Genomic DNA, 26,484 nt, shown 5'->3' with positions numbered 1-26,484 from the left:
TTACCGCGAGCGCCGTTGCACGTAAACCGCCGCGACGATGATGGCGGCCTTCACCACCAGTGCCGCCGCGTCGGGAATGCCGTGCGCGAGCAGCGTATAGCGCAGCAACTGGATGATCAGCGCACCGATCAGCGTACCGCCGATATACGCCTTGCCGCCTGTCAGCGCCGTGCCGCCGACCGCCACTGCGGCGATCGCATCGAGTTCGACGCCGAGCCCCACCACGTTCGCATCCGACGACGAGTTCACGGAGATCGAGATCAGCCCCGCCAGCCCCGCGAGCGCGGCACACAGCGTGTACGCGATCAGTTTCACGGTGGCTGTCGGCACGCCGCACAGATAGGCGGCCTTTTCGTTGCCGCCGGTAATCAGCAGGTACTGGCCGAACAGCGTCTTGCGTACGACCCACACGAACACGCCAACCAGCGCGAGCATCAGCAGCACCTGGAACGGCACGCCGGCGACCTTGCCCAATGCGATCCACTGGAATGCGGGCGTGTTGAACGCCTGCAGGCTGCCATCGGTGACGACCTGGGCGATGCCACGCCCGGCGATGAACAGCACCAGCGTCGCGACAATCGGCTGGACGGATAACCTTGTGACCAGCAAGCCGTTGAAGACGCCGCACACCGCGGCGGCCAGCACCGGCAGCACGAACGCGAGCGCAATGCCGCCCGGCCCCGGAATGTTCAGGAACAACATCGGCGCGAGCGCGCCCGAGATCGCCATCGACGCGCCCACCGACAGATCGATGCCGCCTGTCGCCACCACCAGCGTCATGCCGATGCCGACGATCACGATCGTCACCACCTGCGTCATGTTGACGTTGAAGGTTTGCAGCGACCAGAAGTGCGGCGTGAAGATCAGGTTGAAGAGCACCATCGCGAGCAACACGATCACTTCGCGTTGCATGGCGAGGTGCCGCCATTTCTTCACCGTCGACGCGGCAGCGGCGCGTGGCGCGGATGTGTCCGGCATGGGCGGTGCGGTTTCGGTGCGCAGCGACTCAGTGTGCAACTTAAGCGCCATGACGGTCGCCCTCCAACGCGTCTTCGATGTGAGCGGACTGGGCCGCTTCAGCCAGTGGCGATGGACCTTCGCTGCCGTAGGCGATGGCGTCCATGATCGCGGTCTCGCTCATGTCGGCGCCGTCGAGTTCGGCAACGGTGCGGCCGTCGCGAATCACCACCGCGCGATCGGCCACCGCCGTCAGTTCTTCGAGTTCCGATGCGGACAGCAGCACGGCGAGGCCCGCATCACGCAGTTCGCGCACGATTTTCGCCACATCGGCTTTGGCGCCGACGTCGATGCCGCGTGTCGGTTCGTCGAGCAGCAGCAGTGACGGCTCTGCAGCGAGCCAGCGCGCGAGCAGGACCTTCTGCTGATTGCCGCCTGAGAGTTCGCGAATCGGCTGATCGGCCGAACGCAGCTTGATGCCGAGTGACGCAATGAAACGGTCGACGATCGCTTGTTGTCTCTTGACGTCGACCACGCCGTTCTTCGCCAGCGTGCGCAAGCAGACGAGCGTGAGGTTGTCGCGCACCGAGAGTTCAGGGACGATGCCTTCGCCTTTGCGGTCCTCGGTGAGATAAGCGAGGCCACGCGCGATCGCGTCCTGCGGCGACTTCCACGCCACTGCCTCGCCGCCAATCGACAATGAACCTTGTTCGAGAGGATCGGCGCCGAACATCAGGCGCATGGTTTCGGTACGACCCGAGCCGAGCAGGCCCGCGAGCCCTACCGCTTCGCCCGCATGCACGTCGAGCGATACGTCGCTTACCTTCGGATGCGCGCTCAGATGTGTCGCGGCAATCGCCAGCGTGCCGCGCCGCGCCAGATTCGCTTCGCGTGCAGCGGTGTCGTCCTGCACGACGGCGGCAAGCGTGCGGCCGAGCATCGTCGTGACGAGTTGCAGCTTGTCCATTTCTGCCATCGTGCTTTGCGCGACCGTCTGGCCGTCGCGCATCACGGTGACGCGATCGCACAGCGCGTACAGTTCGTCGAGCCGGTGCGACACGAAGATCACCGCGCGGCCGTCGTCGCGCAGTTTGCGCACCACGGTGAAGAGCAACGCCACTTCGCGTTCATCGAGCGACGAAGTGGACTCGTCCATGATGACCATCTTCGCATCGGACGAGACGGCACGCGCCAGCGCCACCATCTGCTGGATCGCGGTCGAATAGCGGCTGACCGGCTTCTTCACATCGATCTGCAAACCGAACGATTCGAGCAACGCGGCGGCGCGTTGCTGCACGGCGCGCCAGTCGATCAAGCCGAAGCGGCGCGGCTCGCGGCCGAGGAAAATGTTCTCCGCCACCGAGCGGAACGGCACCAGGTTGATTTCCTGATAGATCGTGCTGATGCCCGCTTCGCGCGCCTGCTTAGGCGTGCGGAAATCGACTTCCTGGCCCTCGAAGCGCACCGTGCCCGAGCCACGCCGATACGCGCCGGTCAGGATCTTGATCATGGTCGATTTGCCGGCGCCGTTCTGGCCGATCAGCGCATGCACTTCACCGGCGGCCACGCTCAGGTTGGCGCTGCGCAACGCGGGTACGCCGCCGAAGCTGATACCGATGTCCTGCATCTCGAGCAGCGGCGAACGGGTGTTGGGGGAGTGTGGCATCTGCGTGCCGGATTCCGTCACGGGTGTCCTCCTGATGCGTGTGCCGCGGTTGCTGCATGCGAGCGCCCCCCAAGGAGACGGATTCGGGGCGGGGACGTCCTGCAAGGCGCGGAGCGCGTGGACACTCCGCCACGGCACCGCCCTCAAGCTTCAAAACTGCGCGTGCAGCAACGGTTCAATATCAATAGCCGTACTGCATGTTCTGCTGCACGTTGCTCTTGTCGTAGAAGCGGTCGGACACCTTGACCCACGTGGGGATCTTCTCGCCCTTCGCATAACGCTGTGCGACGTCGCAGGCGAGCGGGCCGAAGAACGGGCTCGACTGCACGCTCGCACCGAGTTCGCCGGCGGCGATCGCATCCATGCCGCCCTTGGTGCCGTCGATGGTGACGATCTGGATGTCCTTGCCGGGCTGCTTGCCGGCTGCCTTGATCGCGGCGATCGCGCCGAGCGCCATTTCGTCGTTATGCGCGTAGACGGCGGTGACATCCGGATGCGCCTGCAACAGCGTCTCCATGACCTGACGGCCCTTGTCGCGCGCGAAGTCGCCGCTTTGCGACGCGATGATCGTCATGCCCGGATTCTTCGCAATGATTTCGTCGAAACCTTTCTTGCGATCATTTGCGGCGGATGCGCCGGTGGTGCCTTCGAGTTCGATGATCTTTGCCTTGCCGCCGGTCGCCTTGACGAGCCAGTCAGCGGCGCGGTGGCCTTGGTCGATGAAGTCCGAGCCGATGAAGGTGATGTAGTCGCGGCCTGCCTTGGCCACCGACTGATCGACGTCGCGGTCGACCAGGATCACCGGAATGCCGGCCTTTTTAGCTTGCAGCACGACCGGCGCAAGCGGCTTTTCTTCGCGCGGCGGGAACACCAGCAGATCGACGTGCTGCGCGATCATGTTCTGGATATCCGATACCTGCTTGGCGTTCGAGCTGTTGGCGTCGGTCATGACCAACTGCCAGCCGCACTTCGCGGCGACCTCCTTGAAGCTCCTGGTTTCCGCGAGGCGCCACGGATTGTTGCTTTCGGTCTGCGCGAAGCCGACCTTCAGCGGAGTCTTGTTGGACAGTTTCGGCAGCGCGTCGTCGGCGTGCGCTGTGGCGACGCCGAAACCGATTGCCAGAGCCAGCAGCGAACCTGCCAGCGGACGAATCTGCTGCTTGCGCGCGTGCTTGCGCGACTGCATGTTGAGCGACGCCATTGTCTTCCTCCAGTACCTGGTGAGGTGTATTTGCTTTTAGTGTTTCTCCTGCCGGCCGAGCGGGTTCACCCTGACCGGACATGCCGATTATTTCATTCGGAATTATTATCGGTCAATCACTAATAATATTAATTATTGGCTTTTTCGCCTCGGTAATTACCCTGACCGAACCGCGTTCGATGAGCGGACCGTCGAGCTTCACGAGCCGATGCCGCACGGGCGCGCCGGCTGCGCGGTTGTGTTCTTCCTGCAGCAAGGTTTCGACGGCCCAGCGTCCCAGTTCGTAGTTCGGCAGCACCACCGTTGATAACGGGGGATGGGTGTGGCGGGCAATTTCCTGGTCGTCGTAGCCGAGTACCGAGACGTCTTCGGGTACGCGCAAGCCGAGTTGCTTGAGTGCCTCGATCGCGCCCAGCGCGGTTAGATCGTTGGCGCAAAAAATGGCGGTCGGCGGATGGGGCTCGCGCATCAGGGAGAGCGTCATTTCGAAGCCGACGCCCGAACTCCAGTCGCCGTCGCGCACCAGTTCCGGCGCGTACGGCAGGTCAGCAGTGGCGAGGGCGGTGCGATAGCCCTTGAGGCGGTCTTTCGAGGCGTCCTGCCAAGGTTCGCCGTTGATATAGCCGATCCGCCGATGCCCCGATTGCAGCAAATAATCGGTCGCCAGATGGCCGCCCGCGACCTCGGCAGGCACCACCGAGGACAGCCCGCCTTCGCTCGTGTAGCAGTTCAGCAGCACGGTCGGCACCCGCGAGAGCGCCGCCGGCAGCGTGACCTTGCGCGTGTAGACCGTCGCGTAGATCACGCCGAATACGTGCGGGTTCGACAGCGTTGCGTCGAGCACCTGCTTTTCGAGGTCGGCGTTGCCGTGCGTCGAGTACACGGCGAGCATCTTGCCGCTTGCATAAGCCGCATCGCGCGCGCCGTCGACGTTGACGACCGGGTGCGGACTGGTCGAGATCTCGTCGGCCAGATAGACGATCAGGTTGCGTTCATCGTTCGAGGCCGACACCGGCTCGCGCAGCGAAAGCCGGTAGCCGAGGTCGTGCGCGGCCTTCAGCACTTTGTTGCGGGTGGTCTCGGAGAATTTCGCGCCAGTCGCGTTGTTCAGGACCAGCGAGACAGTGGATTGCGACACGCCTGTGAGCTTGGCGATGTCCGTCATGGTCGGTCGGCGTTGAGTCGATTTTTTCATTGTGCAGGCCGCGCTGCAGCGGCGCGAAAGCGGGAGCATGCCGGTGGCATTGTGGTGCTGACGGTACCACTAATAATATGCGCGCGGCAACGCGCGCTAACCCGTCATCCGGTAGAGAACGGTGGCCGGTTTGATTGTACGGACGGATAAATTTATTACTAATAATATTGACCAACACGCTTTGTCGTGCGATTCTCGGTCGCGCGGACCCTGACAGTTCGCCGGCCGCGCGCTGTGCGCGGCACGTCATAGGAGACATTGATGCGCGTTCATGCCGCCATCCGCCAGGGGCCCCGCCTTTTCTGACCATGCGCGACGTTTCCTTGACTCCGATCCAGCCGCTCGCGAGCGAGCTCACCTGGCTCGACGACCCCGCGATCGCCCCAACGCTGGTCACGCTGACAGCAGACGCGATGCGACTGGTGATCGCACCCGAAGTGGGCGGCGCGCTGGCCGCTTACTACCAGTCGACGCCCGAAGGGCCGCTGCACTGGCTGCGGCCGGCCACGCAAGCCGCGTTCGACGAACGCGATCCGCTGCGCATGGCGAGCTTCCCGCTGTTTCCCTATTGCAACCGGATTCGTGATGCGCGCTTCCAGTTCGGCGGCGGCACGGTCGATCTCACCGGCAATGACGCCCGGTTCGCGCACGCGCTGCATGGCAACGCATGGCGGCATCCGTGGCAGGTGGGGACGCGCTCGGAAAGTGCGGTGGAACTGCACTTCGAACACGAGCCGGACGTGCGACTGCCCGGCGACTGGCCGTTCCGCTATCGCGCGCGGCAGCGCATCGAGTTGATCGGCGGTGCGCTGCGCATCACGCTGTTCGCGCGGAATCTTGACGACCGGCCGATGCCGTTCGGCATGGGTCATCACCCGTACTACCCGCGCACGGCGCAAACCCGCATCTACGCGGACGTGCAAGCCATGTGGCACGCCGACGCCGACGTGCTGCCGACGCATCTCGGCCCGCACCCCGCAGTCGAGGCCCTGCGCCGCGGCATGTCGCCGGACGCTTTCGCGCTGGACAACAACTTCGCGAACTGGTCGCGCGAGGCGACGATTGCGTGGCCCGACGAGCACCGTCAACTGACGATGACCGCCGATGCGCCGTTCGACCACATGGTGGTATTCGCGCCGGCCAACGACGCGCAACTGTGCGTGGAACCGGTGACGAACACCACCGATTGCTTCAACGCGGTCGGCATGCGCGAGCATGTGGGCGGCTGCGTGTTGCAGCCGGGCGAAGAGATCGCGGCGACGCTGAACTGGACGCCGCGCAGAGGTTAGCGCGCGGTTCTCACTCGACCCGCAAGCGAGCCATATACGGCAAGTGATCCGAGAGCCACGCGGTTTCCTGCGCTGGTTGGATCCATTCGATCGGCTTCATGCCGCGCACGAACATTTTGTCGAGCGCAAGCGCCGGCGAGAAAGCCGGGAACGTGCGGCCGGATTCGCCGAGCAGCGTTGCCACTTCCTGCAAACCGTGTTCGGCGAAGAGCGGCACCGAATCGTTGCGCCAGTCGTTGAAGTCGCCGGCCAGAACCAGCGGACCTTCTGGTGCTTCCTTTGTGATCCAGTGCGCGATCCAGTTCATCTGCCGCAAGCGCGCCGAGCGCGTGAGCGCGAGATGCGCGCACAGCAGCGTGACCGAATGGCCGCCGAAGGTCGCCCGCGCCACCAGCAGTCCGCGCTTTTCGAAGCGATGCGCGGAGATATCCCAGCGTCCGCCGAGATCAAGTGGATGCGGCGACAGAATCGCATTGCCGTGCCGCCACGACGGCTTGAACACGTTCGGCCCAAGCGCGATTTCGAGTTCGGCCGCGCGTGCGATTTCGGTGGCCTGGCAATGCCAGACATCGTTCAAGGGATCGGTGAGCGGCGAGCCGAAACTACTTGCCAGCATCGGCGACGGCATGCGCCGGGCCATCGCTTCCTGTAAAAAATACGCGTCCGCGTGGGTCGACTGAACCCAGCGCTGCATCGCCTGCCAGGCCTGAAAGCCGAGCGGTGTGCGGCCTTTGTGCAGATTCCAGCTCACCGCAATGAAATCCCCGGGCGCTACGCGCTCGCGGATCAGTTCTTCGGGGTTTCGCATGCCGCGTTGTCCACGTGTTCTGTTTGGGGGCTTCGGTTGTTCGCTTCAGTTCGCACTGTTTGCAAGGCTCGCACGCACGCGGTAGACCAGGTTTGGATCCTTGTCGACGATGGTCCAACTGGCCCATTGCCCGGCCGGCACTTTCAGGCCCGGATGGCTCGCGCTGATCTGACGCGGTTGCGGGGGTAACTTGCAGCCGGTGTCGGTTTGCCGCGCAGTGTCTTCCTCGAAAGTTTCCTGCGCTTCAATCGACAGCGTGACCTCGTTCGCATCCGCCTGCAGCGGCGAGACCGTCAGCGTGCGCGCCAGGTCGATGCTGCCGCCGGGCTGGTCTTTACATCCGACGTTATGCTGCACCATTTTGTGATGCGTGTCCGTGCGCGCCTGGCCGACGGTGGTGGTGCCGTCGAACGAGTCGATCTGCTGGCCGTCGCGCATCACCTGCAACTGCCATTGCACGACCTTTTGCGTCGGCCCTTGTTGTGCGTTCGCAAGCAACGAAGTGCCAAGCAACACGGCGACGATACTGGTTTTCCACATGGAAGGGGCTCCGGTTACTGCTTCCGGCAGAGTAGTCAGAGGGCCATCTTACGCCTGATGGGCGGAACGCTTTTCTGACACTTCAAACGGGGCCGGGTTCAGCAACACTGCATTTCCGTTGGGATTGTGAATGGCCCAAGGGGACTTCTTTCGGGGTTGGCTGAAAACAACCCCTTGTTAGCAGCAGAGCCGTACGACTGCTGGCTTGCACGCGAATCTGTCCTCGTTACACTGGACTTGAAACGGCGCCCACCAGGTACCGCAGCAGCAAGACCAGCCAGACGGGGTAAGCGATGACAACAGCAATGGTCAAACAGGAAATCGCCGTGGCGTCTTTCAGTCGGGTGTACGACCTCGATCAGGTCGAGACCGCGCTGAACGATCTCGGCGACAGCGCGAACGAGGCGCTGCGCAGCACTTACGAAAAGATGCTGAAAACCGGCAATCTGCGCTTCTGCGTCAAGCCGAACCGGATGCCGTCGATCGACGATCTGATCGACGCGCTGCCCAACTTCTCAGCGCCGCTCGACGATATCCGCAAGCAGGTCGCCTTGTGTCTCGAGACCGAAGACCGGCTCGAACTGATGCCGATTCTGCTGCTTGGCGACCCCGGCATCGGCAAGACGCACTTTGCCAAGCAGTTGGCGCGCCTGCTCGGCACCGCCTACCAATACGTGGCGATGAGTTCGCTGACGGCGGGGTGGATTCTGTCGGGTGCATCGTCGCAATGGAAGAACGCGAAGCCGGGCAAGGTGTTCGATACGCTCGTCAACGGCAGTTACGCGAACCCCGTGATCGCCGTCGACGAAATCGACAAGGCCACCGGCGATTCGCAATACGATCCGCTCGGCGCGTTGTACGCGCTGCTCGAACACGATACCGCGCAGACCTTCATCGACGAATTCGCCGAGATTCCAATCAATGCCGGACACGTGATCTGGATCGCGACGGCGAACGACGAGCGTTCGATTCCCGAGCCCATCCTGAACCGGATGAACGTGTACGAAATTCCGCCGCCGGATCACGCCGGCGCGCGCCGTATCGCGCAAGCGATCTACAACGAGATTCGCTCGGCGCACAGCTGGGGGCTGCGCTTTCCCGAAACGCTCGGTGACGCCGCGCTCGACGCGCTGAAACACGCGTCGCCGCGCGAAATGCGGCGCGCCATGCTGAATGGCTTCGGCGCGGCGCGCATCGACGGGCGCGATCGGATCGAAGCCGGCGACATTCGGCTGGATTATGGAAATCGCCGGAAACCGATCGGTTTTTGAGGATTTTTGGCGGTTTTTTGCTGAAAACCTGCCAACGACCGATTTTGCGGGCCTCGCCGAGGCGATTCTGCACTTAAAACAATGTGAATGCCGGGGCAACTATTGCTAATTGTGAGATGTGGCTGCCCGGCGCCACACGGCTTCATGTTTGCATGAAGAATCGAGCGCGGCGACCTTCGACGGCGTACACTGACTCGTCCGGCCCTTACATTTCAGATCCACTCAAGACCGAATGCCCGCAGTCGTACGACTGCGGGCATTTCTGTCTGTGCAGCAGCGTCGTACAATTTTGCATGGCGGTTGCGTAAGGGCAGGTGCATTCCACAGCGAGCGGTTTGCGGTCCCCGATAGCCGCATCCTGTCTTCATCTATATCGGGTGAACGAGGCAGCGCGCGGCGAGGTCAGCCGCGTCAAGGGACATGGATCAAATCGAATGTGTAGTGATCGGCGCGGGCGTGATCGGCCTCGCCGTGGCGCGCGCACTGGCTGCGCGCGGGCGCGAGGTGATCGTGCTGGAGGCGGCCGAGGCGATCGGCGTGGGCACCAGTTCGCGCAATAGCGAAGTGATTCACGCGGGGATCTACTATCCGCGCGGTTCGCTGAAGGCGGCGCTGTGCGTGCGCGGCCGCGAGATGCTGTACGACTACTGCGTCGAGCACAACGTGCCGCATTCTCGATGCGGCAAACTGTTGGTCGCGACCTCGCGCAATCAGATTCCTCAGCTCGAAAGCATCATGGCGAAAGGTCGTGAGAACGGCGTGCTCGACCTGATGCGGATTACCGGCGACCAGGCGCAAGCGCTTGAGCCCGCGCTCGAATGCGTCGAGGCGGTGTTTTCGCCGCAGACGGGCATCGTCGATAGCCACCAGCTGATGCTGGCGATTCAAGGCGACGCCGAACGCGACGGTGCGGTGTGCGCGTTCCACGCGCCGGTGGGCGCGATCGAAGCGAGCAATGGCCGCTTCATCATCAAGGTGGGCGGCAACGCGCCGACCACGATCAGCGCCGCCTGCGTGATCAACAGCGCCGGCTTGCAAGCGAACGCGCTGGCCCGCACGATTCGCGGACTCGACGCGCGTCACGTGCCGCCGCTTTACCTTGCGCGCGGCAACTACTTCAGCATTTCGGGGCGTGCGCCGTTCAGCCGCCTGATCTATCCGATGCCGAACGAAGCCGGCCTCGGCGTGCATCTGACGATCGATCTCGGCGGCCAGGCGCGTTTCGGTCCCGACGTCGAATGGGTCGATGCGATCAATTACGACGTTAATCCGCATCGCGCGGAATCCTTTTACGCCGCGATTCGCGCGTACTGGCCCGCGCTTCCCGACAATGCCTTGCAGCCCGCCTACGCGGGAATTCGTCCGAAGCTTTCCGGCCCGGGCGAGCCTGCCGCCGACTTCGTGATTCAAGGTCCGGCCGCCCACGGCGTGCGCGGGCTCGTCAATCTGTTCGGGATCGAGTCGCCGGGGCTCACGGCGTCGCTTGCGATCGCCCAGCGCGTTTGCGAACTGAGCGGTCGCGCTTGATCGCTTTACGCCTGAATTCGCACCCTGAGTCATCCCCTCACCCACTTAACCGCACGCCGCGCTCGAAAATCGGGCGCGGGGTAGTACCAATTCGGTTATCTCTATCATTTGGACCGTCACGCGCGACGGCTTCATTGCTATCCTTGGGGACCGCTGTCATCAGAACGGCGATCAGTTCAATATAAATGGAGTGAGTCCCCATGAAATCTTCCCGTCGTACGTTTTTGATCTCCAGCATTGGCGTGGCATCGAGCCTCGCCCTGTCGCGCCAGGCTTTCGCCGACGCACCGAAGGTCGCTGAAACCGATCCGACCGCCCAAGCGCTCGGCTATAAGGCCGACGCGAGCAAAGTCGACAAGGCCAAGTTCGCGAAGTACGTAGCGGGCCAGGATTGCGCGAACTGCAGCTTCTATCAAGGCAAGCCGACCGACGCCTATGCCGGCTGCCCGATGTTCGCGGGCAAGCAGGTCGCCGGCGCGGGTTGGTGCAGCGCATATAACAAGAAGGCCTGATTGCGCGCTGAGCGCGTGCACCTTCAGTACCGCGTCAAATGCGCTGCACCATGAGCGCACCGGACTCCGGTCCGATCGATTGAGGCGTCTGCCGCGTTGCGCGACAGACGCCTTTTTGCTGCTTGAAAACAGCCTGTTCTGTACACGTCAATACGATCGTTGCGGCCTGCGTCCCGGCAAGCGCCAGCGGATCTCGACGCGCGACGCAAACCCGCCTGAGCGCGCCGATCGTCTAGCTGCGCGCCGGCATCAACGGCGGCCGTTTGTCGAACCACGGCCGTGCCGCTTCGAGCTGCGCGGCGAGACGCAACAGCGTCGCTTCACCGCCCTCACGCGCGGCGAACTGCACGCCGATAGGCAGCCCACGCGCGGTCCAGTAAAGCGGCACCGACATCGCCGGCTGACCGCTCAGATTGAACAGCTCCGTGCATCCCGCCCACGCGAACGCCTTGTTCGACGCTTCGGTCAACATCTTCTTCATCAACGATTCGAGCGGCATCGCGGTGACCGCGCGCATCTGCATACGCTCGGCGGACGTGGGCTGCATCTCGCCGATCTTGATCGGCGCGCCCGCGAGCGTCGCGCACAGAATCACGTCGTAGCGGCTCAGCAACCCGGTGAGGCGTTCGGTGATGCGGCGCTGTTCTTCGAGTGCGCCTGGCAGGCCGCGCTCGCCGAGTTTGCGGCCGACGTGCGCCATCGCCCATGTCGAAATTTCGAATTCGTCGCGCAGCGGTTTGCGGCCGGTAATGCGATCGGCGTTCAGCACCAGTTCTTCCGCGGTCACCGACCAGAGCGTGAGAAATGCATGCCGGACTGCCGCGAAATCGACGCTGAGCGAAACGGGCTCGATGTTATGGCCGAGCGAACTGGCGAGTTGCGCGGCGTCCTCGAGTGCGGCGCGCGAGTCGGCGGACAAGGACGGCGCCAGCATCGGCTCGGTGACGTACGCGATGTTCAACGGCTTGCATGGCTCGCGGCTCGCGCCGAGGAACGTGCCCGGCGCGCCGAGCGGCCGGTCCGCATTGCCTGCCAGCAGATCGAGCAGCAATGCGCTGTCGCGCACGCTGCGCGATATCGCGTGATCGATGCCGAGTTCACCGGCTGCGGCGGTTGGCGTCGCGCGCGGCACACGTCCGCGGGAAGGCTTGAGGCCGAACAGTCCGCAACATGAAGCGGGGATGCGGATCGAGCCGCCGCCATCCGATGCATGCGCGAGCGGCACGATGCCGGCGGCGACCGCCGCTGCCGCGCCGCCGCTGGAACCGCCAGGCGTATGGTCGAGATTCCACGGATTGCGGCACGCGCCGAACAGTTCGGGCTCCGTATAAGGCATCTGGCCGAGTTCGGAGGTGCTGGTCTTGGCGAAGATGTTGAGGCCGGCCGCTTTCGCAAGCGCGACGACCGGCGCATCCTCGGTAGGAATGAAGTGCCGATAGTGACGGCTGCCCATCGTCATGCGCAGTCCGGCGACCGGTGCGCCCAGATCCTTGATCAGAAAGGGCACGCCCGCGAGCGCGGCTTGCGCGCTTCCACCATCCGCGGTGTTCGCGCCATTCGCTCTGCTCGCATCGTCGCGCGAGGCGCGTTGCCGCGCTGCATCGTAGTCCTTCAGGACAATGGCATTGATCGCGGGATTGACCGCCTCTGTGCGCGAGATTGCGATGTCCAGCAACTCGCGCGCGCTTGCTTCGCGGCTTCGAACCAGTTCGGCGAGGCCGATGGCGTCATGGACGAGATAGTCTGATTGCACGGCGGAGGAGCCCTCGCTATCGAGTGTTGGATCCGGCAGTCGCCTGTGCGCGTGATGAACGGCGCTGCCGGACGTCCCGTCGTCCCAGTTCATCGACACGCGTGGAAGAAGACAGCGCGCCGATGGCACGCCGTCTTTCGAGAGATTACCCGAGTTATAGCCGCGAGTTACAGGCGTAAGTCAGAGGCGTAAGTCAGAGGCGTAAGTCAGAGGCATAAGTCAGAGGCATAAGTCAGAGGCATAAGTCACAGGCGCTCGCCGAGGAAGGTCAGCGTGCGGCCATGCGCCAGCGCCGAGGCAGGCTGGTTATACGATGCGCGGTCCGAGCAGTTGAAGCCGTGATCGGCGTTCGGATAGATGTGGAAATCCGCATCGGTGCGGCCGGCGAAGCGCTCCTGAATCTGGCCGACGGCCGACACGGGAATATGCGCATCCAGTTCGCCGTAGTGGAATTGCATCGGCACCTTGATCTTCGCGGCTTGATCGAGCTTGTTCTGGATGCCGCCGCCGTAGTAAGCGACCGCGCCGTCGAGCGAGCCTTGCGCGGCGGCCAGATAGGCAAGCTGTCCCCCGAAACAGAAGCCGATCGCCGCAACCTTGCCGGTCACTTCCCGCATGGCGCGCAGCGCCGCGGCGGCTGCGCCGATATCGGCTACTGCCTGGTCGACGTTGGTCTTCTGCATCAATTCGATGCCCTTCTCGCGATCCGCGCCGTCATACGTCAATTCGACGCGTGGCTGCACGCGCCAGAATACGTCCGGTGCCAGCGCGACGTAGCCGTCTTGCGCGTACTGATCCGCGACCGAGCGGATATGGCTGTTCACGCCGAAGATTTCCTGAATGATGATGACAGCCGGTCCCTTGCCGCCTTTGGGCAGTGCCAGATAGCCGCCGAAACTGTCGTTGCCGGCGGGAATGTCGATCCATCGGGAAGTCGTGGTCATGTTGCTCTCCATTTGCCATCGCACTGAGGCGCGAGGTCGGTCTGAATGAATGCCAGAGGCCTGAATGCCTGAAGCGGCCGGTCAGTTTGCCATCAAAAGAAACGCCGTGCAGCGAGGCCACGCCTGGGCTGACGAGGCGCAATCCATGGCGACAATCTCGTAAGGGGATTGAAACGTTCTCGATTATTCATTTCTCCGTCGCGGCACGGCTCGGTACAGTCGAGCGTATCCGCTTGCCCATGCTGCGAGCGCATTGTCGGAAAAGGAATCGATCATGAATGAAGGCAGTTTTGTGACGCCGTTTGCAGAGCGTTTCGCGTTGCGGGTACCGGTCGTGCAGGCGCCGATGGCCGGCGGCGCGACGACGCCGGCGATGGTCGCCGCGGTATCGAACGCCGGCGGATTTGGCTTTCTGGCGGCCGCCGCGCTGTCGCCGGAAAAGATCGTGAGCGAAGTCGCGGCGACTCGCGCGCTGACCGATCGCCCCTTCGGCGTGAATCTGTTCGTGCAGGAGCCGGCCGCGCCGGACGAAACCACTGTGCGCCGCGCGCTCGAAGCCATCGATCCCCTGCGCGCGGATCTCGGTTTGCCGCCGGGTCGGCCGCTTGATCGCTATGCGCCGGATTTCCGTGCCCAACTGGAAACGCTGATCGAATTGCGCGTGCCGGTGGCAGGCTTTACGTTCGGACTGCTCTCTGCCGAGGATGTCGCCCGTCTGCATGCAAACGGCCTATATGTAATAGGCACCGCGACACACGTCGCCGAAGGTGTGGCCTGGCGCGACGCGGGCGCCGACGCGATCGTTGCGCAAGGCGCGGAGGCGGGCGCGCATCGCGGCACCTTTATCGGCGCGTTCGAGGAGGCGCTGGTCGGCACGATGGCGCTCGTGCCGCAACTCGTCGACGCGACTGGCCTGCCGGTGCTGGCCGCCGGCGGCATCATGGACGGACGCGGCATCGTCGCCGCGCTGGCGCTCGGCGCGCAAGCCGCGGTGATGGGCACGGCGTTCCTCACCTGTCTGGAGAGTGCGATACCGCAGGCATGGAAAACCCGCGTGCGTTCGATGTCCGACACGTCGACCTCGGTGACGCGCGCGATCACCGGCCGCCATGCGCGCGGCATACGCAATCCTTTGATGCAGCGCCTGACCGAGTCAGCGCATCAGGTCGCGCCGTATCCGGTGCAAAATGCCTTGACTCAGGAACTGCGCCAAACCGCGAGCCGGGCGGAAAACGGCGACTATCTGTCTTTGTGGTCGGGCCAAGGTGCGCCGCTTGGCTGCAAGCGCCGCGAAGACCTCGGCGCCGCCGAACTGGTCGGGCAACTCGAACAGGAATGGCAGGCTGCCGCGGCGCGGATCGCTGCGCTCAAACGTTGATTTAGCATTGCTCAGGCGCGTGTCGCGGTGTTTCCGCGGCGTGCGTCATTTCTAAACGCAAAGCCTATTCGAACCATTAACGGTTTAACACGCTAAAAGCTTTAGGCCGCGCTGTTAGACGAAAACCTCACCTGGCGGAAACCCGCATGGGCTGGCGGTTTCCAGCCGGTCTCTCCAGCCGGAATCGGCCCTTGTTGGATAAACGCTATTAGTGTTCATCCCACTTCCTCAAAAAAGTCCCACAATTTAATTTGATGGCCTACACTTGCGCGCAAGTACGGTTAGCCGCCTGCCACAAACAGGTTGGGTGACGTGCTGGCCAAGTGCATGAACGATGCAACCGGCGTGGTCGTCCACGGGACTGAGCGACACGTGTAGGGGAAGCGGGGGCACAGGGCGATTACGTTGTTTTTGGGACCGAAACTGGAGACTTACATGAACATCAAGATTCAAAAGCTGTTGCCGATCAGCGCTGCGGCGATGCTGTTCGCTACGTTGGCAACTTCGGCTGTGGCCGACACGGTCGTCAAGATCGGTCACGTTGCGCCGCTGACTGGCGGTATCGCTCACCTGGGTAAAGACAACGAAAACGGCGCGCGCCTGGCAGTTGAGGAAATCAACGCCAAGGGCCTCACGATCGGCGGCCAGAAGATCACCCTGCAACTCGACGCACAAGACGATGCAGCTGACCCGCGTACGGCTACTCAAGTCGCGCAGAAGCTGGTCGACGATAAGGTCGTCGCAGTGGTCGGCCACTTGAACTCGGGCACGTCGATCCCGGCTTCGAAGATCTATAGCGATGCTGGCATCGTGCAGATCTCGCCGTCGGCAACGAACCCGGCTTACACGCAACAAGGCTTCAAGACGACGTACCGCGTCGTGGCGACCGATGCGCAACAAGGTCCGGCACTGGCTAACTACGCATCCAAGACCATGAAGATGAAGAGCGTCGCAATCGTCGACGACTCGACCGCTTATGGCCAGGGTCTCGCCAACGAATTCGAGAAGACCGCCAAGTCGCTCGGCATGAACGTGATGTCGCATGACGCGACCAACGACAAGGCTGTCGACTTCCGCGCAATTCTGACGAAGATCAAGGGCGAAAACCCGGACGCGATCATGTACGGCGGCATGGACGCCACCGGCGGCCCGTTCGCCAAGCAAGCCAAGCAACTCGGCCTGCGCGCGAAGGTGCTGGCGGGCGACGGCGTGTGTACCGACAAGCTGTCGGACCTGGCTGGCGACGCAACCGACAACATCGTCTGCTCGGAAGCCGGTATGGCGCTCGAGAAGATGGCTGGCGGTGCAGCGTTCCTCGCCAAGTATCAGAAGCGTTTCGGTCAGCCGATCCAGATCTACGCTCCGTTCACGTATGACGCTGTGTACATCATCGTCGACGCGATGAAGCGTGCGAACTCGACCGATCCGGCGAAGATCCTGGCAGCCATGCCGAGCACCGACTACAAGGGTGTGATCGGTGAAACCACGTTCGACTCGAAGGGCGACCTTCAACACGGCGTGATCTCGCTGTACGACTACAAGGCAGGCAAGAAGACGCTGCTCGACGTCGTGAAGATGTAAAAACCGCATGACCGAAGGCAGCTTTGTTTGTCTTCGGTCAACGGGTTAAAAGGCACGCGCGCCGCATGGCGCGCGTGCCTTTTCTTTTGGAATCTGCTGCTAGACGCACCGCCCCCGGCAGTGCACGGTGCGCTGGTTGGGCATGGTTTCGACCCGGCTGAAGCTGCCCGCGAAATTCAAGCAGCGCTCGCGATTCCTTATTTGCAGGGCGCAACGCGCTTGCGCAATCGTTTGCGCAAGCGTGAATGGATATTGTCGGTGTACGGCACGCTCAATCGAATGCGCGCGCAAAGCGGCGAGATCGAAAGACGCGAGCGTCATTCGCGTGATGAGTTCTTTGAGCAGTACTACTTTCAGAACCGGCCGGTCATCATCACAGGCGCGTTCGATTTCTGACCGGCACGCATGCAGTGGCGCTTCGACTACTTTCGCAAGCGGTGCGGCGATTGCGAAGTCGACGTGCAGTTCGGCAGCGAGTCGGATGCGAATTATGAAACCAATCAGCCGAAGCTCAAGCGGATGATGCGCTTTGCCGATTATGTCGATCTCGTCGAGCGCAGCGGCCCGACTAACGATTTCTACATGACCGCCAATAACACCTCGCACAATCGCACGGCGCTCGCCGCGTTGTGGTCCGATGTACCGGCTATCGGCGAATATCTCGACGCCGGATCGCCCGATACCGGTTTTTTCTGGATGGGACCGGCTGGAACAAAGACGCCGTTTCACCATGATTTGACCAACAATTTCATGGCGCAGATGATCGGCCGTAAACAGATCAAGCTGGTGTCCTTGTCCGACACGGCGCATATGGCGAATTATCTGCATTGTTTTTCGCAGGTGGACGGCAGTGCGATCGACTACGAACGTTTCCCGTCGATGCGCAATGCGCATTTGATCGAATGCACGCTCGCACCCGGCGAATTGCTGTTTTTGCCGATCGGCTGGTGGCATTACGTGGAAGGACTCGACGCGTCGGTGACGATGACGTTTACCAATTTTCTGCGGCGTAACGACTTCTCGCGTGATTACGTGACGTATCACGAAGTGTGACGCGGCGGCGGATGGGCGGCCGCTTTGAGGGGCGGCGGCGCGCACGCCGCTCGTAACGTAATGCAGCGGGTTTATAGGGCGTGACGTCCACCGGTGCAGCGACAGTGCGCGTCTGCGTCAGATCCTCAAACGCCGAAGCACCTTAGGGCCCGCGACCGCGATCAGTGCCGAACACACGGCCACCACGGACAAACCGATCGGCAAACTGGTCACCTGCGTCACCGCGCCGATAATCACCGGTCCGAGCAGCAGGCCGAAGTACGCAAGCCCTGCGACGTGCGCAAGTCCTTCGGCTGCGTGAATGCCTTTGACGCTCGCCGCCGCCGCGAACAACACCGGCATCATGTTCGCGAGGCCAAGACCCATCAGCGTGAAGCCGATCAGCGCGGCAACCGGATTCGGCAGGAGGAGCGCGCCGACCATTCCCGCGCACGCAAGCGACGCACTCGCCATCACCAGTTGCGGTGCGCCGAAGCGGGCGCGCACCGTGTCCCCGGCGAAACGCGCTGCCGCCATGCCGCCCGAAAACGCCGCGTAGGCCGCGCTCGCGAGGGCCGGCGTGGACAGCACGACGTCTCGCATGTAGACGGTGGCCCAGTCGTACATCGCGCCTTCGGCGATCAGCGCGACCAACGCCATCGCGCCGAGCGCCCACAAGGCCGGCGAGCGCCAGCGGTTGGCACGCGGCGTGGCGGCGTCGGGGTGCTCGGCGTGCGGCACGTGCGGCAGGACGGAAGGGCAGGCGGCGATCAGCACCAGCGCGCTGATCGCCGCCGCCAGCGCGAGATGCACCGCCGGTGCCATGCCGCGCGCCAACAATGCGCCGCCCACTGCCGCGCCGAACATCCCGCCCACGCTGAACATGCCGTGCAGCGATGACATGATCGGCTTGCCGAGCGCCTTTTCGACGGCGCTGGCTTCGGCGTTCATCGCGACGTCAAGCGTGGCCATGCCCGCGCCGAAGCTGGCCAGCACGACAAGCAACATCCAATAGGCCGGCACGATCAGGATGAGTGCCGCACACGCCGTCATCACGAGGCCGCCCGCGAGGCAGGCGCGGCGAGTGCCGACCCGCGCGATCCATGAGGCATTCGCCGCCATCGCGCCGATCGAGCCGCCGGCCACGGCCAGTAGCGCGAACGAAAGCATCGCCGCGTTCAGGTGGAAGCGGTCTCGTACAGTCGGCACATGCACCCCCCACGACGCGTACATCATGCCGGCGATGAAGAACACCGCCATCGTGGCGATCCGGGCGCGCTGCCGTGCGGTGGCGGAGAGATCGCGGTGAGCAGCGGGGAGGGCGGCGAGTTCGGAAGAGCGGTCGGACACTGAAATCTCTTGGAGGGAGGGGACGCGGAAGAAAGCGCGTTGAAAGCGAATTTCTGATTCTAACGAAGCGTGCTGTCTTATGCTTGGAACGGGTTGATCCCACGCTTACGATCGTTCGGGCCCGCGTGCGACGAAGATTAGGCCGGCCGCTGGCCTGTTGCCGCATTGCCCGGATCATCCGCCGCCAATCCATGGAGGAACGCGCACTTGAACATTCCCGCCCACGCTCCGCTGCATCTGCTGCACACGGCCGCTGTCGGCACGCTCGCTACCCACGCGCGCCAACCGGAAGGCTTTCCTTACCCTTCAGTGCTGCCCTTCGCACCGGACTCGCAGCATCGCCCGACGATCCTGGTGAGCCGCCTCGCCGAGCATACGCACAACCTGCAAGCTGACCCGCGCGCCGGTTTTCTGGTCGTCAATGCACCCGATGGGGACGTGTTGAGCGGCCAGCGCGTCACCTTGCTCGGCACTTTCGAGCCGGTCGATGCGGCTCCCGAGGTCGCACAGCGCTACCTGCGTTATCACCCTGACGCCGAACGCTACCTAGTTCTCGGCGATTTCACGTTCTGGGCGATGAAACTCGAACGGCTGCGCTATATCGGCGGCTTTGGCGCGATGGGCTGGCTCGGCGGCGCCGAGCTCGATCCGCTGCCGCCTCTCGGCTTCAATGAAGAGAACGCGCTGATTGAGCACTTCACCCGTCATTGTTCGGGCGCCGGCGGAATTCAGGTGCTTGGCGTCGATCGATATGGCGCCGATCTGACACGGAACGGTGCGCGCACCCGTTATGCCTTCGACGCCCCCCAATCCAATACCGAATCCTTGCATGCGGCGCTCGAAAATTGTGTCCAGCGCCAGGCTAATTAAGTTTTGAATCGCTGTGTGTGGGGAAAACACTCATTCCGCACCAAAGTGTGGTGCGAGTGTTGCAGTATGTTACGACATGTCATGTTGAAGTTTTCATGAGATGAAATGTTGGCATCAAATTCCGATCTTAATTTTCATTTTTTGATAATTGATCCAATAAATACCGATGTGCGACGACATTTTTCAGTGAGATACGAAATTATCTATTTGAAAGGATGTACATAACGCCGCAGTCGAATGAAATTTTTTGAAACGATTTTGGATTAATTTTACGAACACGCTTTTGCGGCCTTTCGATTTTGTGTTAATCTCGCCATCAAATTCCGAGGCATGATCATTTTCAAAGGGCAAGCTGGCTCAAGACTGGCAGTCATTCATCCACACCATAAGGGAACCTATGTCTACCTCTTACAAGGAACTACTCGCCCAGCGCGAGAAGCTCGAAAAGCAGATCGAAGAAGCAAAGTCGCGGGAATACGCGGAAGTGTTAAATGAGATCAAGCAGAAAATGGCCGATTACGGCATTTCGCTGGCTGAACTCGGCGGTGGTCGTGGTGCCAAGGCTGCTAAAGCCGGTCGTCCGCGCGCAGGTGTCGCACCCAAGTATCGCGACCCGGATAGTGGCAGCACGTGGTCCGGTCGTGGCAAGCCGCCGCGCTGGATCGCAGGTCAGGACCGCGAGAAGTTTCTGATCGAGAAGTAATACTAATGCCGTCAATCAGTGGCGCTTATAGACCGCCGCTGTTGCCAGAGAAAACCGCGTACCGTCAAGGACGCGGTTTTTTGTTGCGGTGGCGAACCGTTGTGGCATTTTGTCGCGTGCGCTTCGTGCAACGGGAACGCGAATGCTTTTCGTTTAGATAAGCATCTGATTTAAAAGGATTTTTTGTGGTTTATCCCGTGCATTTCGAGATGCGCCGGGTAGAATGCAGGCATTGAACTTTTCACTTTGCTTTTGAGATGCCTTCCACCGCCGCTGTCCAGTCCGCCGAGAAACATCGCGTTGCGCGCAAGAGTACCTTTGTCAGTATTGCGCTCAATACGGTATTGATGACGCTGCAAATCGTCATCGGGGTGTTCGCCCACTCGCAGGCGTTGGTCGCCGACGGTATCCATTCGCTCGCCGATCTGATTTCCGATTTTGTCGTGCTAATTGCCAATCGGCACAGCGGCGCGAAGCCCGATGCGGATCACAATTACGGACACAGCCGTTATGAAACGGTTGCTTCATTATTTTTGGGTGCACTGCTGATTTCGGTCGGCGTCGGTATGTTATGGCGCGCCGGGACGCGTCTCGCCGATTTGCAAAGCATCCCTGCCGTCCATATGAGTGCGCTCGTGGTCGCGGTGTTGGTGCTGATTTCCAAAGAGAGCCTGTTTCGCTACATGCTGCGGGAAGCGCAACGCGTGCGTTCAGCGATGTTGATTGCGAATGCATGGCACGCACGCTCGGACGCGGCGTCGTCGCTGGTGGTCGCAATCGGTATTGTTGGCAGCCTTGCGGGCGTGCGCCTGCTCGATCCTATTGCCGCGGCGATAGTCGGCTTCATGGTGGCCCGCATGGGCTGGATGTTCGGCTGGGACGCACTGCAGGATCTGTCCGACCGCGCGCTCGACGAAGCCGCCTCCGCCGACATGCGTGCGCTGCTGCTCTCTACGCCGGGCGTGCGGGACGTGCATGAAATGCGCACCCGCAAGATGGGCGATTTTGCTCTCGTCGACGCGCACATTCTGGTCGATCCGCTGATCTCGGTATCTGAAGGACATTACATTGCTGAGTCGGCGCGCCTACAGGTGCTGACCGACAATCGCGTGCTCGACGCGCTGATCCATGTCGACCCGGAGAACGATGCGGTTGCGCACCCGCCCGTCAATCTGCCGACCCGGGAGCGCGTAGTCGCCGAAGTCGACGCGGCGTTCGCCGCCGGTGGCGTGAAGGCCGCGGGGGTCAATATTCATTACTTGAGCACGGGGCTCGATGTCGAAGTGGCCTTGCCGGCGCCAGGTTCGGGCGCGGTCGAAGGCACTGAGCAATGGCTTGCGCGCGTCGATCTGGCTGCGCTCAAGCGCCGCCTGGGTGCCCGCAAACTCGACGTGCTGCGGGGATTGGACACGCTGGCGGCCGAAACCGGCTCCTCGATGGAAACGAGTACCGACGCAGCCATCGCTCGCGCCAAGGCCACGGAACCGCATAGATAGCCGTCGAAGCGAACTGCAGCACGCGTGAACCGAAGCATCGCGACGTATCCCGATCACGGCACCTCCCGGCTTCACGGCATTAATACCCTGGCCTCAAGGCGCCTCGGCTTCACCGCATCACAGCGGCAATTGCGTATCGAATTTGATTTCGCGCAGCACGACGCTCGTGCGCACCTGAGCGACGGCGGGAATCTTGAAGATCCGTTCGTGCAGAAAGCTGTCGTACGCCTTGATGTCCGGCGCAACGATCTTGAGGATGTAATCGGATTCGCCGGTCGTGCTGTAGCACTCGGTGACCTCCGGGCAGGTGGCGATTTCCCGCTCGAACTGTTCGACCCCGCCCTCGGTATGGCGCGTGAGATGGATATGCGCAAGCGCGCAGACGTGCAGCCCCAGCTTTTCACGATCCAGCAACGCCGTGTAGCGCTGGATCACCCCTGATTGCTCCATATCCTTGATACGGCGCCAGCAGGGCGTGCTCGACAGGCCGACCTGGTCGGAAATCTCTTGCACGGACCGGCGTGCGTCGAGCTGCAACAGGCGCAGGATTTTTTGAGAGAACGTATCGAGTGTCAACTGCGCCTCCGTTTGCGTCGCCGTATCAACGCATGGTAGAGGGCTCGAAAACGAAACGCAATGTAAACCGGCTTCGACGAGGGAGATTACCTAATTTGCCGGTTCCTCAGCGGCGTTTTGCCCTGAGCCGTCCCCATCTTTAGGGGCCGCCGGATTGGCCGCCTGGATTGCCCGCAGATCCTTGAGCATGTTGCAGAAAAGTGCGCCCTGTTCGATCGCATCGTCGAGCGCGACGTGCGTGTGCGGGTGATCGTCGAACCAGTGCTTCGGGAAGCGCGGCTTGATGTTTTTGCGGTAAGGCAGACCTGTCAGCGCAAAGGCCAGTGTCTTGATGTCGAGCGCCGACCAGGAAAACGGGCAGCGGCCCACGAATCGCATCATGTACCAGAACATATAGGTGAAGTCGAAGCCCGCCGGCATCGCCACGAACACCGGCTTGCCCGGCAACGCTTCGACCCATTCGACATAGGCGATCAGCGCGGCCTCCGGATGCTGGAGATCCTTGCGGCAGGCTTCCCATGCCTCGGGCTGCGTTTTCCACCACGCTTCCTGCACGGGATGCGGCTTGGCGCCGTCGAGCAATTCGAGATTCGCCGAGAAGGTGGCGATCAGCTGCTTGTCTTCCGTATAGGCGGCGGAGGCGAAACTGAGCATCGAATGCGGGCCGGGAATCGGACCGTCCGCTTCGACATCGGTGCTCACATAGATTTCGCTGCTCATGCCTGGACTCCGTCGGCGACATACGGATTAGTGCGGCGCTCGGCGCCGAACGTCGAGGTGGGACCGTGACCGGGAACGAAGGTGACGTCGTCGCCGAGCGGCCAGAGTTTTTCGCGGATCGCGCGCACCAGGTCGGCGTGGTTGCCGCGGGGAAAATCCGTGCGACCGATCGAACCGGCGAACAGCACGTCGCCCACCAGCGCCAGCCGATGCGCGCGGCTGAAAAACACCACGTGACCTGGCGTGTGGCCGGGGCAGTGATAGACCTCGAGGGTTTCGTCGCCGAACTTCACGGTCTCGCCGTTTTGCAGCCAGCGGTCCGGCTCGAATGCCTCAGCCGCCGGGAAGCCAAAGCGCGTGCTTTGATCCGGCAGCTTGTCGAGCCAGAAACTTTCGTCGGGATGCGGGCCTTCGATCGGCACGCCGTAATGCGTGGCAAGTGTCTTCGCGCCGGCGCAGTGATCGATGTGGCCATGCGTGAGGAAGATTTTTTCGACTGTCACATTCTGACGCGCGACTTCGCCCTGGATGACATCGAGGTCACCGCCCGGATCGACGACGGCGGCGCGTCCGCTTGCCTCGCAAACAAGCAGCGAGCTGTTTTGCTGAAACGGCGTGACGGGGATCAAGGTGACTTTCATGGATGACGGCGCCACTGGAAAAACGTTGATTGTACCGGCGTCTCGTCGACGCTCGTCGAGGGCGCCGAAGCACTACTGCAGCGGGCTTTTGTCTGCCCATTTTTGCAGCAGGAGTGAAAATTCATCAAGGTTTTCAATCGCTTGTCATCCCAAATTTAACTTTTGGGTATAATGGTCTCCATGCACAGGAAACTGTGCTGCCACAAGGCGATGCGTCCCCATCATAAATGGGAGCGCGGATCGCCACTCAAGTATGGGCTGTCGCAGTTGTCGACGGCCATCAAGTATCGATGCGTTCGATGCACACGTCTTACCCAGCCAGGCGCCGCGCGCCTGCAACGGACTTAAATGCCGTGACGCTGGGTGAGGCCTACGCCGCCGTTCCTGCGCGCTGATTTCCGCGCGCAAGAACGTGTTTGCCACGTTCGATGGCGGCATGTGGGGTCTGGTCAGGCTGCCGGGGACAGGTTGCGCCAGACGTGAAAATTAACCGTGCGGTAGCGGCTGGGTGAGCCGCGTCCGGGCTTTGACGTTCTGCGCTTGTCGGCGCGGCGCGTTGTCGTCCATTGCCGCCGGAGTCGCAGGCAACACGCTCAACTTTTCGCGTGATGCGGCTCGACAATTTGATTACACGTCTTATGAAAACTCGGTTATCCCGTGGTCTGGGGACACTTTTCGCCTTTTTTATGCTGGCCGGCTGTGCCACGCCTCCGGGCGCTGCCAACACGTCCGCAAGCGGCGTGCCGCTTAGCATAAAGAATGCGCAGGCAGGTTCCTTCGGCCCGCAATCTTTTGATAGCGCGCCGGCAACCGGTGCAGCCGCCAAAGGCCCGTCGCTCGCCGATGCCAAGCCTTTAACGGACGATGGTTCGGGCATTTCGGACTTCCAGCAGACCGGCCGCGCCTCGTGGTACGGCCGCGGCTTCCATGGCCGTCGCACCGCGAACGGCGAGCGCTACAACATGCACGCGCTGACCGCGGCGCATCGTACGTTGCCGCTCGGCTCTTATGTGCGCGTGACCAATCCGGCTAACTCGCGCTCGGTGGTGGTGCGTATCAACGACCGTGGCCCTTATGCGCGCGGCCGGGTGATCGACCTGTCGATGGCCGCCGCAACCGCGCTCGAGATGCGTCACGCCGGTACCGCGCGCGTGAAAATCGAAGGATTGACGCAGCAGGAAGCGCGCGCTGCGCGTAATGAAATGCTGGCGTCGAACTCGGATTCGAGCGCGGAGAAGTAATGTACTGGCTGCGGGCGTGCCTTTGGCTCGCTCGTGACGCCACGCTGCACGGCGGCAACGTGTGCCGTGTTCGCCAGAAGACAACGGGCCGCGTCGAGCCAAGCCGGTCGCTTAGCCTGTTGAAACAGCCCATCTGATTCGTCAAATAGCCCCTGTTGATCACTTACAGGGGCTTTTCTGTCTTGTTGGGCCGAAAAGACCTGTCGCGCGACCTCGAAATGCAGCCAAAACGGGCTGCCCTTTCTTTTACTCCCCCGCTTTATTCCTCGTCTTTCTTTAGCGCCAACGCGCGCGTGTACAGCGCGTTGCGCGACGCTCCGGTGATGGTCGCCGCAATTTTAGCGGCGCTGCTCACCGTCAACTCTTCCAGCAGGATGCCCAGCAGCGCGTCGTGGTCGTGTTCGCCCGCGGCTTCCGGCTGCGCGCCTTCCACCACCAGCACGAACTCACCGCGTTGGCGGTTCGGATCGGCGGCGAGCCACGTTGGCCCTTCGGCCAGGGTGCCGCGGTGCAGCGCTTCATGTAACTTTGTCAATTCCCGTGCGATCAGCAGCTTGCGCTCGCCGCCGAACGCATCGGCCAATGCTTGCACTGTTTCGACAATCCGGTGCGGCGCTTCGTAGAACACCATCGCATGCGGATGGCTCACGAGCGGCTGCAGTGTCGCGGCGCGGGCTTTTGCCTTCGGCGGCAGGAAGCCGAGGAACGAGAACGTCGCGACCCAGTCGCCGGCCGCGCTCAACGTGGTGGTGAGCGCGCTTGCGCCGGGCAGCGGAATCACCGGAAAACCGGCTTCACGCACCGCGTCGACGAGTTTCGCTCCGGGGTCCGAGATGCCGGGTGTACCCGCATCGGATACGTAGGCCACGCGTTCGCCCGCTTGCAGATGTTCGATCAGGCGCAGTGCCGCGGCCCGCTCGTTGTGCTGATGAACCGCCACGAGCGGCTTTGAGATGCCATAACGCGCGAGCAACTGACCCGTGTTTCGCGTGTCTTCAGCGGCGATGCGGTCCACCAGTCCGAGCACATGCAACGCACGCAGCGTGACGTCGGCGATGTTGCCGATCGGCGTGGCCACCACATACAGCGCGGCAGTAGGGTACTGCTGCCCTTGCGCGAGTTCGGAGAGAGGAGTCATGAGGCAGAAGACGCAGACAGACAGAACGAGGCCGCCATTGTGCCACGCAGCGGTGCGCGAGCCGGTGGGTGAGGGGCCGGCGCGGCATGCTGCGA

Annotated in this window: 25 protein-coding genes; 12 read left to right on the top strand and 13 right to left on the bottom strand. The window is 62.4% G+C overall.

From position 1 onward, the window contains the following. The 4 genes from ACAX43_RS29505 to ACAX43_RS29490 form a co-directional block, all read right to left on the bottom strand. A complete protein-coding gene (locus ACAX43_RS29505) occupies positions 1-1,029 on the bottom strand; it encodes an ABC transporter permease (protein ID WP_370711872.1) in 1,029 nt (342 codons plus the stop codon). After that, entirely contained in the window at positions 1,019-2,584 is a 1,566-nt protein-coding gene (locus ACAX43_RS29500) for a sugar ABC transporter ATP-binding protein (RefSeq protein WP_370711879.1), read from the bottom strand. Before ACAX43_RS29500 ends, ACAX43_RS29505 begins: the two co-directional genes overlap by 11 nt. Positions 2,585-2,804: 220 nt before the next feature. Further along, positions 2,805-3,824 (bottom strand): ABC transporter substrate-binding protein, encoded by a 1,020-nt coding sequence (locus ACAX43_RS29495; protein WP_370711871.1) that lies wholly within the window; start codon positions 3,822-3,824, stop codon positions 2,805-2,807. A gap of 112 nt (positions 3,825-3,936) precedes the next feature. Continuing rightward, on the bottom strand, positions 3,937-4,989 hold the full coding sequence (locus tag ACAX43_RS29490; protein WP_370711870.1) for a LacI family DNA-binding transcriptional regulator: 1,053 nt from the start codon (positions 4,987-4,989) through the stop codon (positions 3,937-3,939). A 338-nt stretch (positions 4,990-5,327) separates the two neighbouring features. On the opposite strand from ACAX43_RS29490, the gene ACAX43_RS29485 reads away from it, so the two are divergent. Then, a complete protein-coding gene (locus ACAX43_RS29485) occupies positions 5,328-6,308 on the top strand; it encodes an aldose 1-epimerase (RefSeq protein WP_370711869.1) in 981 nt (326 codons plus the stop codon). Positions 6,309-6,318: 10 nt separating this feature from the next. On the opposite strand, the gene ACAX43_RS29480 is transcribed toward ACAX43_RS29485, so the two are convergent. Both ACAX43_RS29480 and ACAX43_RS29475 read right to left on the bottom strand, forming a co-directional pair. Next, positions 6,319-7,116, bottom strand: coding sequence for an endonuclease/exonuclease/phosphatase family protein (locus ACAX43_RS29480; protein ID WP_370711868.1), 798 nt, complete (start codon positions 7,114-7,116; stop codon positions 6,319-6,321). 45 nt (positions 7,117-7,161) lie between these two features. After that, positions 7,162-7,656: a hypothetical protein gene (locus tag ACAX43_RS29475; protein ID WP_370711867.1), complete on the bottom strand. Its 495-nt coding sequence runs from the start codon at positions 7,654-7,656 to the stop codon at positions 7,162-7,164. Positions 7,657-7,949: 293 nt separating this feature from the next. On the opposite strand from ACAX43_RS29475, the gene ACAX43_RS29470 reads away from it, so the two are divergent. From ACAX43_RS29470 to ACAX43_RS29460, 3 genes are all read left to right on the top strand, one after another. Further along, complete coding sequence (locus ACAX43_RS29470) at positions 7,950-8,927, top strand: AAA family ATPase (RefSeq protein WP_370711866.1); 978 nt, start codon at positions 7,950-7,952, stop codon at positions 8,925-8,927. A gap of 420 nt (positions 8,928-9,347) precedes the next feature. Then, positions 9,348-10,454: an NAD(P)/FAD-dependent oxidoreductase gene (locus tag ACAX43_RS29465; RefSeq protein WP_370711865.1), complete on the top strand. Its 1,107-nt coding sequence runs from the start codon at positions 9,348-9,350 to the stop codon at positions 10,452-10,454. Between the two features lie 200 nt (positions 10,455-10,654). Next, on the top strand, positions 10,655-10,966 hold the full coding sequence (locus ACAX43_RS29460; RefSeq protein ID WP_370711864.1) for a high-potential iron-sulfur protein: 312 nt from the start codon (positions 10,655-10,657) through the stop codon (positions 10,964-10,966). A 232-nt stretch (positions 10,967-11,198) separates the two neighbouring features. On the opposite strand, the gene ACAX43_RS29455 is transcribed toward ACAX43_RS29460, so the two are convergent. Further along, positions 11,199-12,719: an amidase gene (locus ACAX43_RS29455; protein ID WP_370711878.1), complete on the bottom strand. Its 1,521-nt coding sequence runs from the start codon at positions 12,717-12,719 to the stop codon at positions 11,199-11,201. Positions 12,720-12,964: 245 nt separating this feature from the next. Continuing rightward, positions 12,965-13,663, bottom strand: a complete 699-nt coding sequence (locus ACAX43_RS29450; protein ID WP_370711863.1) for a dienelactone hydrolase family protein — start codon at positions 13,661-13,663, stop codon at positions 12,965-12,967. A 274-nt stretch (positions 13,664-13,937) separates the two neighbouring features. Between ACAX43_RS29450 and ACAX43_RS29445 the strand changes: the two genes are divergently transcribed. The 4 genes from ACAX43_RS29445 (at position 13,938) to ACAX43_RS29430 (ending at position 17,675) form a co-directional block, all read left to right on the top strand. Continuing rightward, positions 13,938-15,041, top strand: a complete 1,104-nt coding sequence (locus tag ACAX43_RS29445) for an NAD(P)H-dependent flavin oxidoreductase (protein ID WP_370711862.1) — start codon at positions 13,938-13,940, stop codon at positions 15,039-15,041. 435 nt (positions 15,042-15,476) lie between these two features. Then, positions 15,477-16,622, top strand: coding sequence for a branched-chain amino acid ABC transporter substrate-binding protein (locus ACAX43_RS29440; RefSeq protein WP_370711861.1), 1,146 nt, complete (start codon positions 15,477-15,479; stop codon positions 16,620-16,622). Positions 16,623-16,649: 27 nt separating this feature from the next. Further along, the gene (locus ACAX43_RS29435) at positions 16,650-17,018 is read left to right on the top strand and encodes a hypothetical protein (RefSeq protein ID WP_370711860.1); all 369 of its coding nucleotides are present in this window, start codon (positions 16,650-16,652) and stop codon (positions 17,016-17,018) included. 9 nt (positions 17,019-17,027) lie between these two features. Further along, complete coding sequence (locus ACAX43_RS29430) at positions 17,028-17,675, top strand: cupin-like domain-containing protein (protein ID WP_370711859.1); 648 nt, start codon at positions 17,028-17,030, stop codon at positions 17,673-17,675. A gap of 117 nt (positions 17,676-17,792) precedes the next feature. On the opposite strand, the gene ACAX43_RS29425 is transcribed toward ACAX43_RS29430, so the two are convergent. Further along, the gene (locus tag ACAX43_RS29425; RefSeq protein ID WP_370711858.1) at positions 17,793-19,004 is read right to left on the bottom strand and encodes an MFS transporter; all 1,212 of its coding nucleotides are present in this window, start codon (positions 19,002-19,004) and stop codon (positions 17,793-17,795) included. A gap of 207 nt (positions 19,005-19,211) precedes the next feature. Here ACAX43_RS29425 and ACAX43_RS29420 point away from each other — a divergent pair, with 207 nt between their 5' ends. From ACAX43_RS29420 to ACAX43_RS29410, 3 genes are all read left to right on the top strand, one after another. Continuing rightward, positions 19,212-19,874: a HugZ family protein gene (locus ACAX43_RS29420; protein ID WP_370711857.1), complete on the top strand. Its 663-nt coding sequence runs from the start codon at positions 19,212-19,214 to the stop codon at positions 19,872-19,874. A 397-nt stretch (positions 19,875-20,271) separates the two neighbouring features. Then, positions 20,272-20,577 (top strand): H-NS family nucleoid-associated regulatory protein, encoded by a 306-nt coding sequence (locus ACAX43_RS29415; protein ID WP_370711856.1) that lies wholly within the window; start codon positions 20,272-20,274, stop codon positions 20,575-20,577. A 257-nt stretch (positions 20,578-20,834) separates the two neighbouring features. Then, positions 20,835-22,073 (top strand): cation diffusion facilitator family transporter, encoded by a 1,239-nt coding sequence (locus ACAX43_RS29410; RefSeq protein ID WP_370711855.1) that lies wholly within the window; start codon positions 20,835-20,837, stop codon positions 22,071-22,073. 117 nt (positions 22,074-22,190) lie between these two features. On the opposite strand, the gene ACAX43_RS29405 is transcribed toward ACAX43_RS29410, so the two are convergent. From ACAX43_RS29405 to ACAX43_RS29395, 3 genes are all read right to left on the bottom strand, one after another. Next, the gene (locus ACAX43_RS29405; RefSeq protein WP_012431468.1) at positions 22,191-22,649 is read right to left on the bottom strand and encodes an Lrp/AsnC family transcriptional regulator; all 459 of its coding nucleotides are present in this window, start codon (positions 22,647-22,649) and stop codon (positions 22,191-22,193) included. A gap of 90 nt (positions 22,650-22,739) precedes the next feature. Beyond that, positions 22,740-23,369, bottom strand: coding sequence for an exonuclease (locus ACAX43_RS29400; protein ID WP_370711854.1), 630 nt, complete (start codon positions 23,367-23,369; stop codon positions 22,740-22,742). After that, entirely contained in the window at positions 23,366-24,010 is a 645-nt protein-coding gene (locus ACAX43_RS29395; protein ID WP_370711853.1) for an MBL fold metallo-hydrolase, read from the bottom strand. The genes ACAX43_RS29400 and ACAX43_RS29395 overlap by 4 nt, the downstream gene beginning before the upstream one ends. 608 nt (positions 24,011-24,618) lie before the next feature. Between ACAX43_RS29395 and ACAX43_RS29390 the strand changes: the two genes are divergently transcribed. Then, positions 24,619-25,251 (top strand): septal ring lytic transglycosylase RlpA family protein, encoded by a 633-nt coding sequence (locus ACAX43_RS29390; protein ID WP_370711852.1) that lies wholly within the window; start codon positions 24,619-24,621, stop codon positions 25,249-25,251. A gap of 259 nt (positions 25,252-25,510) precedes the next feature. Here the strand turns inward: ACAX43_RS29390 and rsmI are convergent, their stop codons facing one another. Then, positions 25,511-26,389: a 16S rRNA (cytidine(1402)-2'-O)-methyltransferase gene (gene rsmI, locus ACAX43_RS29385; protein ID WP_370711851.1), complete on the bottom strand. Its 879-nt coding sequence runs from the start codon at positions 26,387-26,389 to the stop codon at positions 25,511-25,513. Between the last annotated feature and the right edge of the window lie 95 nt (positions 26,390-26,484).

Origin of the sequence: Paraburkholderia sp. IW21, from assembly GCF_041321145.1 — a bacterium.
GTDB lineage: Bacteria > Pseudomonadota > Gammaproteobacteria > Burkholderiales > Burkholderiaceae > Paraburkholderia.
Note: the sequence above shows the minus strand (reverse complement) of the source record. Positions and strands in the feature narration are given on the sequence as shown.

Excerpts from the sequence above, each read along its gene's own strand:
- ACAX43_RS29450 (WP_370711863.1), bottom strand. The coding sequence starts at position 13,663 with ATGACCACGACTTCCCGATGGATCGACATTCCCGCCGGCAACGACAGT.
- rsmI (WP_370711851.1), bottom strand. The coding sequence starts at position 26,389 with ATGACTCCTCTCTCCGAACTCGCGCAAGGGCAGCAGTACCCTACTGCC.
- ACAX43_RS29400 (WP_370711854.1), bottom strand. The coding sequence starts at position 23,369 with ATGAGCAGCGAAATCTATGTGAGCACCGATGTCGAAGCGGACGGTCCG.
- ACAX43_RS29485 (WP_370711869.1), top strand. The coding sequence starts at position 5,328 with ATGCGCGACGTTTCCTTGACTCCGATCCAGCCGCTCGCGAGCGAGCTC.
- ACAX43_RS29440 (WP_370711861.1), top strand. The coding sequence starts at position 15,477 with ATGAACATCAAGATTCAAAAGCTGTTGCCGATCAGCGCTGCGGCGATG.
- ACAX43_RS29490 (WP_370711870.1), bottom strand. The coding sequence starts at position 4,989 with ATGACGGACATCGCCAAGCTCACAGGCGTGTCGCAATCCACTGTCTCG.
- ACAX43_RS29395 (WP_370711853.1), bottom strand. The coding sequence starts at position 24,010 with ATGAAAGTCACCTTGATCCCCGTCACGCCGTTTCAGCAAAACAGCTCG.
- ACAX43_RS29500 (WP_370711879.1), bottom strand. The coding sequence starts at position 2,584 with ATGCAGGACATCGGTATCAGCTTCGGCGGCGTACCCGCGTTGCGCAGC.
- ACAX43_RS29495 (WP_370711871.1), bottom strand. The coding sequence starts at position 3,824 with ATGGCGTCGCTCAACATGCAGTCGCGCAAGCACGCGCGCAAGCAGCAG.
- ACAX43_RS29415 (WP_370711856.1), top strand. The coding sequence starts at position 20,272 with ATGTCTACCTCTTACAAGGAACTACTCGCCCAGCGCGAGAAGCTCGAA.
- ACAX43_RS29445 (WP_370711862.1), top strand. The coding sequence starts at position 13,938 with ATGAATGAAGGCAGTTTTGTGACGCCGTTTGCAGAGCGTTTCGCGTTG.
- ACAX43_RS29505 (WP_370711872.1), bottom strand. The coding sequence starts at position 1,029 with ATGGCGCTTAAGTTGCACACTGAGTCGCTGCGCACCGAAACCGCACCG.
- ACAX43_RS29480 (WP_370711868.1), bottom strand. The coding sequence starts at position 7,116 with ATGCGAAACCCCGAAGAACTGATCCGCGAGCGCGTAGCGCCCGGGGAT.
- ACAX43_RS29430 (WP_370711859.1), top strand. The coding sequence starts at position 17,028 with ATGCAGTGGCGCTTCGACTACTTTCGCAAGCGGTGCGGCGATTGCGAA.
- ACAX43_RS29465 (WP_370711865.1), top strand. The coding sequence starts at position 9,348 with ATGGATCAAATCGAATGTGTAGTGATCGGCGCGGGCGTGATCGGCCTC.
- ACAX43_RS29470 (WP_370711866.1), top strand. The coding sequence starts at position 7,950 with ATGACAACAGCAATGGTCAAACAGGAAATCGCCGTGGCGTCTTTCAGT.
- ACAX43_RS29410 (WP_370711855.1), top strand. The coding sequence starts at position 20,835 with ATGCCTTCCACCGCCGCTGTCCAGTCCGCCGAGAAACATCGCGTTGCG.
- ACAX43_RS29390 (WP_370711852.1), top strand. The coding sequence starts at position 24,619 with ATGCGGCTCGACAATTTGATTACACGTCTTATGAAAACTCGGTTATCC.
- ACAX43_RS29460 (WP_370711864.1), top strand. The coding sequence starts at position 10,655 with ATGAAATCTTCCCGTCGTACGTTTTTGATCTCCAGCATTGGCGTGGCA.
- ACAX43_RS29475 (WP_370711867.1), bottom strand. The coding sequence starts at position 7,656 with ATGTGGAAAACCAGTATCGTCGCCGTGTTGCTTGGCACTTCGTTGCTT.